We start from the raw sequence: 15,001 nt of genomic DNA, 5'->3' as shown, positions 1-15,001 counted from the left end.
GCGGAAGCGGCTCGGTCATGCGTGTCGCTTCCGCCCGGCAATGTCCGCGCGCTTCTCAAAGACCCTGATCCAGCCTACTCTGTGCCGACCAGTGGGCAAATGGGTCGCCGATCTGGGACATGTCGGCCAAAGACTCAAAGAATTCGCCATTGGCCAACACTTAGCAGGATAACAGGAGGTAACGATGGATCTCAAGGACAGGCGCCTCTGGTACGGCGTAGCCGTGATCGTGGTATTGATCGTGATTGCCTATGCGGCTGGTTGGTTTGGCGGGACGCCGACACCAGTGCCACCGCAGTGAGAGCGATCGTCATTTGCGCCGAATTTCCGGTATCGCCTTTTATTCGTTCTAGGGACGATTAGATCAGTCGTTAAGAAATCTGCGTGGTGGCCTGACCACGAAGGAGCCAATGCTCGTCGCGCTTCAAAAAGTGAGTAAATCCTATCGAACAGCAGAAGGGCCGTTGGAGGTCCTGCGCGAGGTTGACCTCGGGCTGGATGTCGGCCGAAGCCTTGCTTTGACCGGAGAGTCAGGCAGCGGCAAAAGCACACTTTTGCACTTGGCGGCAGGGCTGGATCATCCGGACTCCGGCCGCATCGAAATCGCCGGTCAGGATATCTCGCAGCTGAACGACGTCGGCCGCGCCGCATTGCGGCGCGGTGTGGTCGGACTGGTGTTTCAACAGTTCAACCTCATCCCTTCGCTTGATGTAGCAGCCAATCTTTCCTTCCACGCGCGCCTTGCTGGACGCTACAATTCGACTTGGCAATCGGAATTGGTCGAGAAGCTTGGGCTTGAAGCCCTGTTGAAGCGCTACCCCGAACAGCTCTCCGTCGGCCAGCAGCAAAGGGTGGCGATCGGGCGGACGCTGGCTGCGCGTCCAAAGCTGGTGCTCGCCGACGAGCCGACGGGCAATCTGGACGAGGCAACCGGTGATGCGGTGCTGGCGCTGATGCTGGAACTGGTGGTGCAGACCGGGGCAGCTCTATTAATGGTGACGCATTCGACGCGGCTTGCCGAACGGCTCGATGCACGGGTGCACCTTCAGGCCGGGCGGATCGCCTGATGTTTTATGCGAGCATGTCCGCCTTGCTTTCCCATTGGAGCCGGCAGCCGATGCAACTGGCGATGCTGCTCATGGGTCTCTCACTGGCGACCGCCCTCTGGTCGGGTGTTCAGGCGATCAATGCTGAGGCGCGTGCCAGCTACGATCGTGCGGCGTCGATGCTGGGACAGGATCGCCTCGAACAATTGGTATCGGCGGACGGGGAAACAATCCCGCAGCAGGTCTTTGTCGATCTCAGCCGGGCAGGCTGGCTGGTGTCTCCAGTCCTGGAGGGTCAGCTGCGTCTCGGCGCCGCGCGGCTGCACGTCCTCGGCATCGATCCTGTGAGCTTGCCGCGCGAAGCGCAGCAAGTGGATCTGGCAGGAGGCGATAGTCTTCTGCCGTTCATCACCCCACCGGGGCTGCTCTACGTTTCGCCAGCCACGGTAGAACAGCTGGCAGGCCAGCAAACGCCGCCATTGCGGATCGCAAAAGACCTGCTGCCGGGCATGGCAATCACCGATATCGGGATAGCCCAGTCCCTGCTCGGCAAGCCCGGCCAGATCAGCCGCCTGGTCGTCTCGCCGGATCAGACCGTCGATCGTGCCACGCTTGCGACGACTGCGCCGCAACTGACGCTGAAGAAACCGGACCCCCGGGGCGATTTGGCGAGAATGACCGACAGCTTCCACTTGAACCTGACCGCGTTCGGGTTTCTGGCCTTCGCGGTCGGGTTGTTCATGGTCTATTCCGCAATCGGGCTAGCCTTCGAACAGCGCCGCTCAACCTTCCGGACGCTGCGTTCGCTCGGTTTGTCGGCGCGATCGCTGACGGGACTTTTGCTGACCGAACTGATCATGCTGGCGCTGGTGGCAGGCGGTGCCGGGGTGGCGCTTGGCTATCTCATCGCATCGCTTCTTCTGCCGGGAGTCGCCGCAACCCTGCAAGGTCTCTATGGCGCCAGTATTCCGGGCGCGCTGACGTTGCGCCCGACATGGTGGGCGACGGGACTGGGCATTGCGGTTTTCGGAACACTTTTGTCGGCCGCGCAAAGTCTCTGGCGCATTTGGCGCATGCCTCTGCTGGCACCGGCACAACCGCGTGCATGGGCGCGGGCGTCGGAAGGTGCGTTTCGCATCCAGGCGATAGCCGCGATTGCGCTTTTTGCTTTGACGCTTGCGCTCGCTCGTTGGGGTACGGGGCTGATCGCCGGATTTTCCATCCTCGGCGGCCTGCTTCTGGGAGCGGCGCTAATATTGCCGGTCCTCCTCGCGCTGTTCCTGCTCGTCATGCAGCGCTGGTCGGCGAGACCCGTGACGGCGTGGTTCTGGGCGGACACACGCCAGCAATTGCCCGGCCTTTCGATGGCGCTGATGGCACTCTTGCTGGCATTGTCCGCAAATGTCGGCGTGGGAACGATGGTGTCAAGCTTCCGCTTGACGTTTACCGGCTGGCTCGATCAGCGACTGGCTGCCGAACTCTACGTCACGGCACGAACCGAGACTGAGGCTACCGCCCTTCGCGAATGGCTCACACCTCGGGTAGACGCCATCCTCCCGGTCTGGAATGTCGAAGGCGACTTCCAAGGACAGCCAGTGCAGATCTTCGGCGTAGCGGATGATGCGACCTATCGCGACAACTGGCCCCTGTTGCAGGCGACGTCCGACGTTTGGGATCGTGTGGCCAGCGGCAAGGCTGCTTTGGTCAATGAGCAGCTGTCGCGCCGCCATCATCTGAACATCGGCGATCCTCTCATCCTGCCCGGCGGCTGGACGACGGTGATCGCGGGAGTTTATTCGGACTATGGCAATCCGACGGGACAGGTCATCGTCGGCATAGTTGCCTTGACATCGCACTATCCGGACGTCTCCCGGCTTCGCTACGGTCTGCGCTTGGCCCAAGCAAACGTCGCCGGAGTGGGCAGCGAACTGCGCAAGCAGTTCGATCTTCCTGAGCAGAACGTGGTTGATCAAGCGAGTCTCAAACGCCGGTCGATTCAAATTTTCGAACAGACGTTTGCTGTGACGGCGGCGCTGAATGTACTGACCCTTGCGGTTGCGGGCCTGGCGATGTTTGCAAGCCTGATGACCCTGTCGGGGATGCGGCTGCCGCAATTGGCACCAGCTTGGGCGATGGGATTGACGCGGCGGCAATTGGTTCTTCTTGAATTGGCACGAGCCATGGTGCTCGTCGTCATTACCCTGCTTGCTGCGCTACCGGTCGGCATCGGGCTTGCTTGGGTACTGCTCGCGATCGTCAATGTCGAGGCATTCGGATGGCGGCTGCCGATGCATCTGTTCCCGGCCGACTGGCTGCGGCTTGGGGCGATCGAGCTTGCCGCCGCGCTGCTGTCGGCGCTGTTCCCCCTGAAGCGTCTCGCGCGGGTCACGCCCACCGATCTTCTGAAGGTCTTCGCCAATGAACGCTAGATCTTTGCTGTCGACATTCTCTGCCGTGATTATGCTCTGCAACGCTTTCGGCGGCACGGCTAGTGCCCAGGGCTTTGCCGGCCTTGGTACGACCGCGGAGGGATTTGCGGTTCCTCAGCCCGGGATCGCGTTGAACTTTTCGGTCGATCATGGGTCGCATCCGAATTATCGGATCGAGTGGTGGTATCTGACGGCAAACCTGAAATCCGCCGACGGCACGGAGTATGGCGTACAATGGACGCTCTTTCGCTCAGCACTTGCACCGGGCGAGAAGACCGGCTGGTCGAGCCCGCAGGTCTGGATGGGCCACGCGGCGTTGACGACGCAATCGCAGCAATATGTCGCCGAGCGCCTTGCCCGTGGTGGAGTCGGCCAGGCCGGCGTGACCGCCTCCCCCTTTGCGGCCTGGATCGACGATTGGCAGATGCAAAGCTTGGTTGGCGGCAGCCAACAAGACGGGCTGTCCGATATCGACCTCAAGGCTGCTGGTGCGAAGTTTCGCTACAATCTAAGGCTTCACGCAACCGGTCCTCTCGTTCTGCAGGGCCAGAACGGCTACTCCGTGAAATCCGCAAAAGGGCAGGCAAGCTATTATTACTCGCAGCCTTTTTACTCCGTCGAGGGCAAGCTTGATCTGCCGGAAGGCGAGGTTGCCGTCACAGGGCAAGCGTGGCTAGACCGGGAATGGTCGTCACAGCCGTTGGCAGCAGACCAGACCGGATGGGACTGGTTCTCTTTGCATCTCGACAGCGGTGAAAAGCTGATGGGCTTTCGCCTGCGGGATGGCGGTAGCGGATTTACATCCACAACATGGATTTCCGCAGAAGGAAAGCCGACGCCGTTACCTCCAGGGACACTGAAGTTGACGCCGCTCGACACCGCGCGTGTGGCCGGCCGCGATATCCCGGTTGCATGGCGCATCGAATTGCCATCTCGCAATCTCAATATTACCGCGACCGCGCTCAACCGCGAGGCTTGGATGGCGACGCGTACGCCCTATTGGGAAGGTCCAATAAGCTTCAAAGGCTCCCATACAGGGCGAGGATACCTCGAAATGACCGGTTACTGATTGATTCAGCCGCAACGACTTTGCCGTAAGATATTGTTCGAAGGACCGAGTGTCATCAAACCGTTTCCTCCATGGCGGACGAAACTGCACTCTGATTCCTGCCGTGGATCTGACGGACGGCGCAGATGAAATGAGGGGATCGCAGATGGACAGTTTCGATTGCGGGGGGTAAGAACCGGATTTTTGAGCCCGGCGGGGCTATCCCTTGCGCAGGTCATCGACCGACGTCGGTGATCCTCACAGGATCAAATTGCGGAGAATCCGAAATGAGCAAAGTAGAAGACACAAGGCCGTGGGTCGCCTGGTGGTTCACAGAGTTCTGGGGCAAGCACGCTAGCTGAATGGGACCGCTCGAGCAGATGTCCGAAAACGAGAAAGCCGACCACTTCAAGACCAATCGGATGCTGCCCGCGCACTCATCGGTTGCACATCCGGACAGGACGATCATCACGCGGGAGGCGTTGTCAGATGCGCGGATGAACACCTTCACCAGGGATGGCAGCTTGCGCGGGCTGGATGGTTTCATCGACGAATACGGAAAGCTATCCGAACAAGAGCCGGGCGAAGCGGAGCTCCTAGTCTCGGCAACGCCTCCGAAAATCTAGGTTGACTTATCTTCACGAGGAGGCAATTCATAGGTGGTGCTTTTCTCGTTCGTTTCGTCCTTGTTGAACCCAATCGCAGCAAACCGGCGATCGACCTCGGGATGATTACTCCAGATCACCGACCGGACAGGAATGTTGCCGCAAAGTTGTTGGATTTGCTGAATATGTCGTTTGCAGAAGCGAACGGTTTTCGCTGCGAAAAACGCTTCATTAGCTGCGAAAGAAGTGTACGCATTTCCATCATCTTCATGCCACGTGATAACGGCCAGGATTTGGTCTCCTTCTCGCAAAGCGTGTCCTCGACCTTCTCTTAGGTCCATCAAAAGATGCTCTTTGGCGCCTCCTTCAGTCTCTCCGGCTGCTGAAAATTCTTGGCTAATTCTGGCGGCGAGATGCGCGAAGACATGACTGAGGTCTTGTCGCGTGGCGGTTCTGGCTTCCATGGCTGTCCTCCGATCCGTCTCACTGAACCTATAAATAGGGACGTTCCCATGCAATTCACAGACGCTGTCACCGTCGCGGGAACGCGCGTGATGACGGCAAGCTTTGTTGCCGATGCTCGGATCGCTCGCACCGGCATTCAGACCTATCTTGGGGCGACAAGATTTGTTCCAAATCATACGCTTGCCCGATTCATGATCCTTTCCAGTTGATATGATTTGGAACAGTTTTTTTAACCCCCCGTATTGCTCAGGCGAACGCCCAAACGATTTCATCAGATGGCGTTTCAACGATTTGAACTTTTTCCCCTCTTCCAGGCAGATGATGTAATCGGGGTAACTGACTTCTTCGGATTTACTGCTGGCTCTGGTCTCGGCGCGCCAACCGCAGTTTCTTCAACGGCTTGGGCAACGCCGGCGAATGCCGCATGCACATCGTCGATTAAGCTGTATCCGCCAATGGCACTGCATTCTTGCTGACGTAAGCAGCCACCAATCCGGCTGTCAGTTCAACCAATTGGTGTTTATCTCAATGCCAGCGTCCGGAGCATTCATTCAGCCAGTTCCCATCTAAAGTTTCGGATTTCTCAAATCTCGGCGGGTCCGTGAACACCAATTGCACTGAAAACACAAATGTGAAAACCAGCGGGGCTATTTGCCCTGATTGATATAGTCGACGAAAATATCGGCTTCCTTGGCGGCTTCAATGAATGCAGAGCGCGCATCGGCAGCCGATGCGTTTCCGTCCAGAGCGTCAAAGCAACGCTGACGGGCTGCTTTTAGTTTTGGGCCTTGGTGCACAGGCCACTTCATCAACAAAAATTCGGCGGCTTCTGTGACCGAGCAAATGTTCTCGGGCTTGCCCAAGCGGCGGGATTCGATCGTTACTGGCGGGAATGGATGGCTCATATTGGCAAAATACGCCCACTGTTCAGGTCAATTCAATCTCCCATTTAGGGCAGCCGATCTTATGTTCAAGTATGATATCAGGAGTATGACGGAGTGCTGGCATTGCTCCACGCAATTGGGGATTAACCTTCTAAGGATTTCTGTAATGTTCGAGTTTGTAGGAAGCACGAGCTTGGGACCGACGAACCCTAAATGGCAGGAAAGTCGGATGGTCGGCATCCGCTGTTCACGCCTTGCCAAAAGCACATTTTCCCAAATCTACTATTTCTGGTCCGTGTCGACCCATTCTTCGTCATTATCACTGAGTTCAGTCGATGGGCCCTCGCCAACATGTTCAGCAGGATGGCACGCTAACCCAAAGCAACTTGACCTTGTGATCCCATGTGAGTTTGCAACACTGCCCCAAAATGTTCCACCCCGAAACGGGCTGACGCTGGTTGAGCAACCTTAGCGGGAGAAATTGTATGTCGCGCAGGTTCCCTTCTGCGGATGCGGATCGGCCATAGCTTCCTGAGGCACGTCAGGCCCCTCGAATACCTTCATGAAGAGGGAGACAACGCTTCCTTGGGCAAGAACGACATACGTCCCATCCTTCTCGCCGCACAGGCGATTGCCGTTCATAAGCACAGGATTGGCCGGAGGGTCGACCTTGAACACGCCAAGCCGGCCTTCGACGGGAACGAGCCTGATGCTCTCTCCATTGGCAAAAACGATCCGATCGGTTCCAAGAGTGATATCTCCGGTAACAGCAGTCGCCGTGTTGCTGGATGCCTTCCATACGTCGTCCTGGGCGTGGGATGCGGCAGACCCCGACACCAGAACCACGGCTGCCAGTAGCGTCCGCATGGCGATCCTCCTTGTGCCTTCTTAACTGACGCTTAAAGAAAGGCGTTTATCGGGCACCGGCCGCGAGGCGCGATTTGATACGCGCGCGGGCGATCTAAACAAAATGTCGTCCTCTTGAAACAACTCTGCCCGCGGGGCTGAGAGGAACTTGAAGACTGGAGAAGGCAATCACCGGACAATTTATTGCACGGTGACCTGCGCAGCAGATATCGAAGCGCAGCCGCTCAAAAAGGGGGTGCCACCCATCGTTCCACACGAGACGTTATGCAACTTTAAAAGCACAGAACGCGAACATAGGCCGTAGCGGCCACGCCCAGCGCCCCTTGAGCATCGAAGCCCCCACAATTAATGAAGCGCATTTTTTCACTCCGCGGATATCGTCCCGCTGTCTTCGGGAGAGGCGTAAATTGCGCCGCTCCCGAGCCTATCGGCGAAGTCGCAGCGTTCCAGGTTTGATCCTGGCCGCCGGATTCAGCGGCCATGGTTTTCGGAACCGGCCCGGGTGCGGGGCCCTGATCCCTGAGATCGCCACCCGTCAAGCGCCGTTCGTCGATCCCAGCCGGAACCTCAGGTGCCCTCGTTGTTCAAGCCCAAACCGCGTTTGCCCCAAGCCGCATAACTCCAAAGAAATTACTGGTCTCACAGTGGGGCGTACTAGTTTCACTCAAGGATTCATAAAGATTCTCCGCGTACAAGGCTGTCTTGCTCTAATCCACACAGCGTGAACGTGAGCACAAGCTTGCAAGATGTTCGCGTCCCAGACAACCGCATATATCCAATGTACCGCAAAGGTCACATTATTTATTTGTATACAAATGCTGATGCATCGAGTTAATACGGGGTGCAACGGCTCACTTTTCGGTTGACTTCAAACTTTCCTCCACATAATTTATTTGTATACAAATAAATTATGTGGACAGAGATGGTGGAAATAAAGAGCCAAAAGCTTGGACTCCTCACGGTGCTGGCCTGTATTCCTGCCCGCGCTTTTGATTCTCTTTGGTGCCTATCTTTATCCAGCGCTGCTGGTCCTCACGATCAGAAGCGATCTCCCTTTAAGGCCACAGTCAACCGGCGATGATTCTCTTTGACATCGCTGCTTTTTAATCCGGGAGTTTAAAATATGAGCGAGCAAAAAGTTCCGAGCGTCGATTACGCCCTCATCTGCGGCAGCGCGAACTGGGGCCTGCGCTTTCCTGAAGACATTCAGGAGCCGGGTATCAGCGTAATCCAAGGTGACATGGAATTCCAAACACCATGGGGCAAAACCAGCGAATGGAAATTGCTGGAATTCGATGCATCGATCACTGTTGACGGCAAACTGCGACGGGCACTTTGTGTATTCTCGCATGGCTGGCCGTTGGACGAGATCGACCATAGCGCACAGCGGCGCGTCTTCTGGGTGCTTCGCGAGGCCGGTGTCAAAAAGGTGGTGGCCAGTTCCACGGTCGGTTCGCTCAGCCGTGCTATCCTGGAGCGCGATTTTGTTATCGCCAGCGACATTCTCGAACTGACCCAGACACAATATTCGCTCTTGCCCGGCAGGGTACGCTACGATTGCAGCGGCAAGCAACTTGTATGCCCCGCCTGTGCCGCTATCGTCGAAAGGACTGCGCGGCGTCTCTGGCCCATCGAGAACAGGGTTTACGGCACGAGTGCCGGTCTCGTGGCGGCGCACGCTTGGGGTCCGCGTTTGACCACCCCAGCCGAAGTGACAGCGTATCGCACAATGGGCGGGGATTTCATCAATCATAGCCTAGCACCGGAGGCGACCCTTGCGCGCGAGATTGGTGCCTGCTTCGTGAATTGCGCCTTTGTAACGGCGGCTTACTCGAGCTATTTCAGCCCACCGCAGGTTAACGTACTCGGCGAAGGTGTGCAGGTGTCACTTGCTCCGATCGCATCGAGAATCGCGCTGCAATCGGTCGCAAATTTTCCAATAGACGAAACGCAATGTGTGTGCTCGCAGCTACGATCCGAGCAGAATGCGAGCCACTACAATAACCGTTAACGCTGCTCAAATTAGCATCAAAACCGTGCTGAATAGCCATAAACAAGCCTTAGCCGGTTGCCCTGTTCATGAACGCAGGCCGATGACGGTTTCTCATTTTTGAGACCGAACGGTACGAATTTGGGCCGGTAATATTCGGTCGACCTTGATCCGGACGATCGGCACCGGTTCTCTATGCTTAATGAGTCCAATACGGCCTTGGTAGTCCCTGCAGTAGGCACATGACCGTAATTAACTATCGCGGTTCAGGCGCCTGGTGCGCGGCTTGATCCACTGGTAGCAGAGGCCGTCGGTCGCGTGCGAGCCATCACAGAGGTTCATCGTTCGAGAGATCATCCGCCGCGATTTTGCGCAGGAGAAACAGGAGTGCAACTTGTTCCGCCGAATTGAGTCGATCCATGGTTTTCGCTGTAATCAGATGCGCTCTCGGATACATCTGCTTTAGCACCGCCTCACCCTCAGGCAGCAAGGACATAATGATCTTGCGACCGTCTGAGGCATCCTTGGAAACTTCAATGAGGCCCCGTAACCTCAATCGGTCGACAATGCCTCGAATTGTCGCCTGATCGACGGCGGTGGCCTTTACAAGCTCAGCTTGGGAGCTCGGTCCTCTATCGTGCAGTGTACAGAGAGTGACGAATTGCACGGCGGTCAAATTAGGGTCGCTTGCGTTGTCCTGAAAAATAGATAGGTGGCGCTGGTACGCCTTACGAAGCAAGTGCCCCACCTGTTCTGTAAACCGGTAATCGCCCTCAACCAGGTCGTTCTTGGACATATCAGCAATAAACCCCTGTCGCGACAAATCCGCTCAATTTTAGTGCCGGACCTGCCGAACGGTCCACCCCCGAATGCTCCACCAAACAGGATTCGCCATCCCAACGTTTTACTAAGTTGATACGTCAATGCGCAAGGCACCGCCGGCTGCCCGGCGGTGCTAACTGTAAGGAGCCATCACTTGAATGTGTGCTGCATTTCCTTGACAGCGATGTTGCCGTCGAGAACCATCGGCTCGTCATCGAGGAAAAGGCTGCAGTTGCGCATTGGAATATCGAGATGGCAAGCCGTGTCGTTCGGGCCGCCGAGCTCGTTGTTCGGGCCGGTCGAAAACATGACGTTGCCGTAGAACGAGCGCAGTTCCATGCCCATGCCGCCGCCAAAATCGGTCAGGCCGTGCCAGTTGGCGCGGTGGTCTAGTCCCCAGCCCACATGCGACATGCCGAAGCCGCGTGGATCGTTGAAGGTCGCCATGTAGGATTTGATAAGCTCGGCCTCGAGGCCGCCCCTAATGTCCCGGATGAAGCCCTTCTCGATGGTGTAGATCACCGGTTCGCGCACATACATATTGAACGGCAAGAGCACATCGCCTGGTGCCAGCACGATCTGACCGTCGACACCGTCATCCGCGCCGCCCGAAAAGACAAACGCAGCAGGCCAGTGGTCCCAGCGGCCGGGCTCATCGGTGTAGCCATATTCGCTCATCGTCGGGTAGACGCCGAGCTTGTAGACAACGTCGGTGCCATGTTTGCTGGTTATGCGCATGGTTTTGGCTTTTTTCAGAAATTCAGCGCCAATCTCGACGCGCTCGCGCAATTGCCTGGTCGGCATGAGCCGCGCCAGCAGCGGAGCCGGTTCCACCGCCGTGAGGATACGGGTGCCGGCAGCCTGGATTGCCATCTGCTCCTCGCTGAACAGAAGGAAAATTAGATCGACGACCATGTCGGCCTGTTTTAGCGCGTTGACGGCGTTTGGATTTGCGGCGAGGCCGGTTTCGCCGACAGCCCATGCACCGGTGGTAGGCAGCGGTGCCGGAAGACGCATGTGGTACATACGGGCGCCAAGCCGCTGGCCGGCGGCAAGGAACGCGTCGGCGTAGTCGAGACGCTCGTCGCCCTGCGACAGGACGATAACCTTCTCACCCTCGTGAACGCCGCTGAGCTTCAACTGCTCAAGGCACATTTCAGTCAAGACATTGCGATCCATTTCGTTATCTCCTCTAAAAGTCTACGGAAATGCCACCTTGGTCATGTCCACCTATGCGACTGTTGTTGTTCCACGCTGTTGTGCCGACGCAATCGCGGCGATCGCTTCCTCCTTCGAGACCACGTCGCCATACTTGCTGTCGATATCGAAGAGATTGGCATTGTGCGGAGCGGGATGCCTGTCCCCGACGCAATCGCGTACCACGATAGTGCGGAAGCCGTTCTGGACGGCATCGACGGCGCTTGCCCGGATACAGCCGCTGGTCGAACATCCGGCCATGACGACGGTATCGATCCCTTGCGTGTTTAGGAGCGAGGCAAGGCTGGTGCCGAAGAAGGCGCTGGCATACTGTTTCACTATAACGAGTTCGCCATCGGCAGGCGCAACTTCTTCGCAGAATTCCGCGAGCTCATTGCCAATCACCATCGATTTCATCACGGGCGATTTCTTCACCCACATGCCGCCATCGGCGCAGTTTTCCGCAAGGTAGAGAATGCGGGTGTGGATGACAGGAATGCCCGCCATTCGGGCTGCCGCGAGCAGCGACGGCGTCTCTGCCACCGCCTTGACGACGCCGGGCGCATAGAGCGGCGCACCCTCGATTGTATATGCTTTCAGAAAATCGATGACGAGAAGGACTGGCCGCTGTCCAAAGCCAATGCGGTTACCCCAGACACCCTGATAATTGGCTTCGACGCTCTCCATATCGTGCGATCCTTAATAGGCGCCGGAAAGAAGCGCGCCCGCACCGGGGACAACGGCTTCCAGCCCAAGCGATTTCAGCATGCAATAGGTGGTGGCGACGGCGGCCGTGACCACCGACTTGCCTGTCATCGCCTCAACCTTGGCAATCACGGGCAGCGACGGCATCTGAACGCAGGCCGAAAGCACGATGACGTCCACGTCCGTAAGGTCGAGCGTCTTTACGATGGCTGGGAGATTCTCCGGATCGTGGCGGCCGACTTCTAGATTGTCCGGAATTTCGAGGGCGCGCCAGTCCTTTACTTCGAAACCTTCTTCGCGGATGTAGTTGACCACGAGTTCCGTAAGCGGCTTCATGTATGGCGCAACGATAGCCACCCGCTTCGCCTTCATCACCTTCAGGCCCTCAATGAGGGCGCCGGCACTGGTCACGACGGGAATGTTGACGCCATTTTCGGTCGTGCGTCCAGTCAGGCGCTTTTCCGATTCACGGTGGTAGCCAAGGCCCATCGCCATAATTGCAACCAGGCAAGCATAGCCGAGTACGTCGACGCGGGCGTCGGAAAGCTCAATGGCGCAGCGGTCGGATTCCGAATCCATCGCCGCGAGCTCTTCCTTTTTCACAGTTTTCATGCGCATGCGGCTGGAATGGAAGGTGAAGCGCTCCGGTCGTATCGACTGGCGTGCCATAAGCATCGCCGGTATCTCCGTTTCCATGGTGGTGTTCGAACTGGGAACAATCTGACCGATACGATAGTTCTTTTGCACGAGCGCAATCCTCTACTGCTTGAAACTGGTTGGCCCCTCCATCTGTAAGGGCAGCATAAAACAGAGACCGCGGATCAGAGGTCCGCTATCTCTGTTAACGGGATAAGAAGTCTCCGAGAGCCCCAAAGAAGCCCTCGAAATCGTCCCATGGAATCATATGTCCCGCATTGGGGACCCGCACGATCTCTATCGTTGGGCAGAGCGAGCGGACTTCATCCTCGTCTACCGGTTCGATAACACCGCCGCGGCCGGCGACCATCAGCATCGCGGGCCGGGCGAGCTTGGGCAGATCAGCGAAAATGTCGTCCTTGTGGAAATCCTCGAAAGCCGTGACAATGGCTGGTTCATAGCAAGTGTGCAGCCACTCCGCGCGCAGCTTCAATTGCTCATCAGTCCAGGTCGGGCAGAAGGTCCTCATTCCTTCAGCATCGATGCCTTTCACCGAAAGCCGGATAGAATCAACGTACCATGGCAGCTTGCTCGGATATGGCCTGCGGCCGGGTCCGGAGACAGGGGGGTCAATGAGCGCTATACGAGAAAACGAGGCCCTTCCGGAGGCGGAGGCGCGAATGGCAATGCGTGCGCCCATCGAATGACCCAGAAGTGCGGGACTATCAAGATTTAGAGCTTGCGCGAAGGCGATAACGTCTTCGGCCATAGAATTAAGACCGTAGTCGAGGTCTGGACCAGTCGAGGAGAGGCCCCGGCCGCGCACGTCAGTCACGTAGACGTCGTAGCGTTCAGCGAGGCGCTCTGCGACAAAGCCCCACGTGACCGCAGGGCTGGTGATGCCCGGGATCAGGATGACGGGGTGGCCCTTTCCGCCATAGCGCAAGTAATGCTGGCGGATATCGTTTGCAAATAGGTTCGCGCCGTAGAGAAGTTTCCCGGTCATGCGGCGCTCTCGCTCTTCAACGGCTGCGCGTAGATATCATAGCCATATACCCAGGAGGGATCTTCCTGCGTGAGCAGAAAGGTGTTGGCATTCGAGACACTCTGGACACGTGTCGCGCGATCGCGGCGGTTCGCCTCATAGAGCGCGAAGGAGGTTTTGAAGTCGCTCACGCCGTTTTCCTGCAGGCAACGGGTGAGCATGGCCGCATCTTCGATGGCCATGGCTGCGCCCTGTGCCATGTGCGGTTTCATGGGATGGCAGGCGTCACCAAGGAGGACGAGCCGGCCCTTGCTCCACAACGGCAAGGGGTTGCGATTGAACAGCGGCCATTTCGTGACTTCGTCGGTGCTCTCAATGAGCGCACCTATCACCGGATGATAGCCAGAGAATGCTTCCGCCATCTCCTCACGGCTGCTTTCCACGAAGGCAGTGTCGAATTCCCATGCCGGATGCGGCACGCCGGTCACGTAGTAATATTCGTCGCGATTGCTGGTGGTGTAATAGACCATCATGTGGCGGTCCGGCCCCCACCACTTCACACAATCCTCGAATTCGAGATCGTGCTTTTTCAGCTTGTCGGCTGATATCAATGCGCGATGGCCGACCCAGCCACTATAGTTCGGCTTCTCGAAGCCGAGCAGCGTCTCGCGAACCCTTGAATTGATACCGTCGGCACCGATGACAATGTCAGCGCGGGTCGAAGTGCCGCCCTCGAACTCAAGATAAACGTCGGACCCGCTATCCTCGATCTCTTTCAGCTTCATGTCGAAATGCAGTGTTCCCTCGTTGAGCGCCGTTATCTGCAGCCCGTGGAGATCACCGCGATGGACGGTGCAGTATGGCGTCCCGTAGCCATCGAGCGGGATGCGCGAGAGGTATTCTCCGGTGATGCCGTCGCGGCTGAACCAATGCGTCGGCTTGCTGCTGATCTCGAGCAGCTTTTTGTCGATACCGATACGCTCAAAAATCTTGAGAACGTTGGGGCCCATGTGAATGCCCGCACCCAGCCGGGAGAAACTGGGGGCCTGTTCGTAAACATGGACATCGAAACCCGCGCGCTGCAGCAGAGCGCCGGCTGCCGCCCCTCCGAGACCTGCGCCGATGATTGCAATCGTCTGTCTGTCGTTCGTCATGGGCAGTCCTTCGCGGCGAGGTGAGGAAATGTTTCAATCCAGCATCCGAGTGGTGATATTATTAAGCGTGTACACTATAAAATGCAAGGCTAAAAAATAGACTAATGCGGGAAAATACGCCTAAAATTCCATCAAACGTTGCAGATTTCGCCAAATTTGTGCCCATCT

At 57.3% G+C, this 15,001-nt stretch carries 15 protein-coding genes; 6 read left to right on the top strand and 9 right to left on the bottom strand.

Annotated features, from left to right (window positions below):
• Nucleotides 1-410: 410 nt before the first annotated feature.
• The 4 genes from N8E88_RS06150 to N8E88_RS06135 all read left to right on the top strand — a co-directional run bounded on the left by N8E88_RS06150 (nucleotide 411) and on the right by N8E88_RS06135 (nucleotide 5,149).
• On the top strand, nucleotides 411-1,067 hold the full coding sequence (locus tag N8E88_RS06150) for an ABC transporter ATP-binding protein (protein ID WP_262291126.1): 657 nt from the start codon (nucleotides 411-413) through the stop codon (nucleotides 1,065-1,067).
• Entirely contained in the window at nucleotides 1,067-3,475 is a 2,409-nt protein-coding gene (locus N8E88_RS06145; protein WP_262291125.1) for an ABC transporter permease, read from the top strand. The genes N8E88_RS06150 and N8E88_RS06145 overlap by 1 nt, the downstream gene beginning before the upstream one ends.
• Complete coding sequence (locus N8E88_RS06140) at nucleotides 3,465-4,544, top strand: lipocalin-like domain-containing protein (RefSeq protein ID WP_410010535.1); 1,080 nt, start codon at nucleotides 3,465-3,467, stop codon at nucleotides 4,542-4,544. The genes N8E88_RS06145 and N8E88_RS06140 overlap by 11 nt, the downstream gene beginning before the upstream one ends.
• Before the next feature lie 341 nt (nucleotides 4,545-4,885).
• The gene (locus tag N8E88_RS06135; protein ID WP_262291124.1) at nucleotides 4,886-5,149 is read left to right on the top strand and encodes a hypothetical protein; all 264 of its coding nucleotides are present in this window, start codon (nucleotides 4,886-4,888) and stop codon (nucleotides 5,147-5,149) included.
• On the opposite strand, the gene N8E88_RS06130 is transcribed toward N8E88_RS06135, so the two are convergent.
• On the bottom strand, nucleotides 5,146-5,592 hold the full coding sequence (locus N8E88_RS06130; RefSeq protein WP_262291591.1) for a hypothetical protein: 447 nt from the start codon (nucleotides 5,590-5,592) through the stop codon (nucleotides 5,146-5,148). The two genes, N8E88_RS06135 and N8E88_RS06130, sit on opposite strands and share 4 nt — an antisense overlap.
• Nucleotides 5,593-5,640: 48 nt before the next feature.
• Here N8E88_RS06130 and N8E88_RS06125 point away from each other — a divergent pair, with 48 nt between their 5' ends.
• Entirely contained in the window at nucleotides 5,641-5,802 is a 162-nt protein-coding gene (locus tag N8E88_RS06125; protein ID WP_262291608.1) for a hypothetical protein, read from the top strand.
• A gap of 438 nt (nucleotides 5,803-6,240) precedes the next feature.
• On the opposite strand, the gene N8E88_RS06115 is transcribed toward N8E88_RS06125, so the two are convergent.
• Nucleotides 6,241-6,498, bottom strand: a complete 258-nt coding sequence (locus tag N8E88_RS06115; RefSeq protein ID WP_262291123.1) for a DUF982 domain-containing protein — start codon at nucleotides 6,496-6,498, stop codon at nucleotides 6,241-6,243.
• Nucleotides 6,499-6,945: 447 nt separating this feature from the next.
• Nucleotides 6,946-7,344: a hypothetical protein gene (locus N8E88_RS06110; protein ID WP_262291122.1), complete on the bottom strand. Its 399-nt coding sequence runs from the start codon at nucleotides 7,342-7,344 to the stop codon at nucleotides 6,946-6,948.
• A 1,123-nt stretch (nucleotides 7,345-8,467) separates the two neighbouring features.
• On the opposite strand from N8E88_RS06110, the gene N8E88_RS06105 reads away from it, so the two are divergent.
• Complete coding sequence (locus tag N8E88_RS06105; RefSeq protein WP_262291121.1) at nucleotides 8,468-9,355, top strand: phosphorylase family protein; 888 nt, start codon at nucleotides 8,468-8,470, stop codon at nucleotides 9,353-9,355.
• A gap of 307 nt (nucleotides 9,356-9,662) precedes the next feature.
• Here the strand turns inward: N8E88_RS06105 and N8E88_RS06100 are convergent, their stop codons facing one another.
• The 6 genes from N8E88_RS06100 to N8E88_RS06075 form a co-directional block, all read right to left on the bottom strand.
• The gene (locus N8E88_RS06100; RefSeq protein WP_262291120.1) at nucleotides 9,663-10,130 is read right to left on the bottom strand and encodes a MarR family winged helix-turn-helix transcriptional regulator; all 468 of its coding nucleotides are present in this window, start codon (nucleotides 10,128-10,130) and stop codon (nucleotides 9,663-9,665) included.
• A gap of 176 nt (nucleotides 10,131-10,306) precedes the next feature.
• Nucleotides 10,307-11,335 carry a 2,5-dihydroxypyridine 5,6-dioxygenase NicX family protein gene (locus N8E88_RS06095; RefSeq protein WP_262291119.1) on the bottom strand — a complete coding sequence of 343 codons (1,029 nt, stop codon included), beginning with the start codon at nucleotides 11,333-11,335 and terminating at the stop codon, nucleotides 10,307-10,309.
• Nucleotides 11,336-11,386: 51 nt separating this feature from the next.
• Nucleotides 11,387-12,040 carry an N-carbamoylsarcosine amidohydrolase gene (locus N8E88_RS06090; protein WP_262291118.1) on the bottom strand — a complete coding sequence of 218 codons (654 nt, stop codon included), beginning with the start codon at nucleotides 12,038-12,040 and terminating at the stop codon, nucleotides 11,387-11,389.
• Between the two features lie 12 nt (nucleotides 12,041-12,052).
• Complete coding sequence (locus tag N8E88_RS06085; RefSeq protein WP_315975203.1) at nucleotides 12,053-12,805, bottom strand: maleate cis-trans isomerase family protein; 753 nt, start codon at nucleotides 12,803-12,805, stop codon at nucleotides 12,053-12,055.
• A gap of 94 nt (nucleotides 12,806-12,899) precedes the next feature.
• Nucleotides 12,900-13,700: an alpha/beta fold hydrolase gene (locus N8E88_RS06080; RefSeq protein WP_262291117.1), complete on the bottom strand. Its 801-nt coding sequence runs from the start codon at nucleotides 13,698-13,700 to the stop codon at nucleotides 12,900-12,902.
• Nucleotides 13,697-14,833 (bottom strand): FAD-dependent monooxygenase, encoded by a 1,137-nt coding sequence (locus N8E88_RS06075; protein WP_262291116.1) that lies wholly within the window; start codon nucleotides 14,831-14,833, stop codon nucleotides 13,697-13,699. The genes N8E88_RS06080 and N8E88_RS06075 overlap by 4 nt, the downstream gene beginning before the upstream one ends.
• Nucleotides 14,834-15,001 lie beyond the last annotated feature (168 nt).

Source organism: Phyllobacterium zundukense (assembly GCF_025452195.1).
Classification (GTDB): domain Bacteria; phylum Pseudomonadota; class Alphaproteobacteria; order Rhizobiales; family Rhizobiaceae; genus Phyllobacterium; species Phyllobacterium zundukense_A.
This window is presented reverse-complemented; position numbering and strand designations above follow the sequence as displayed.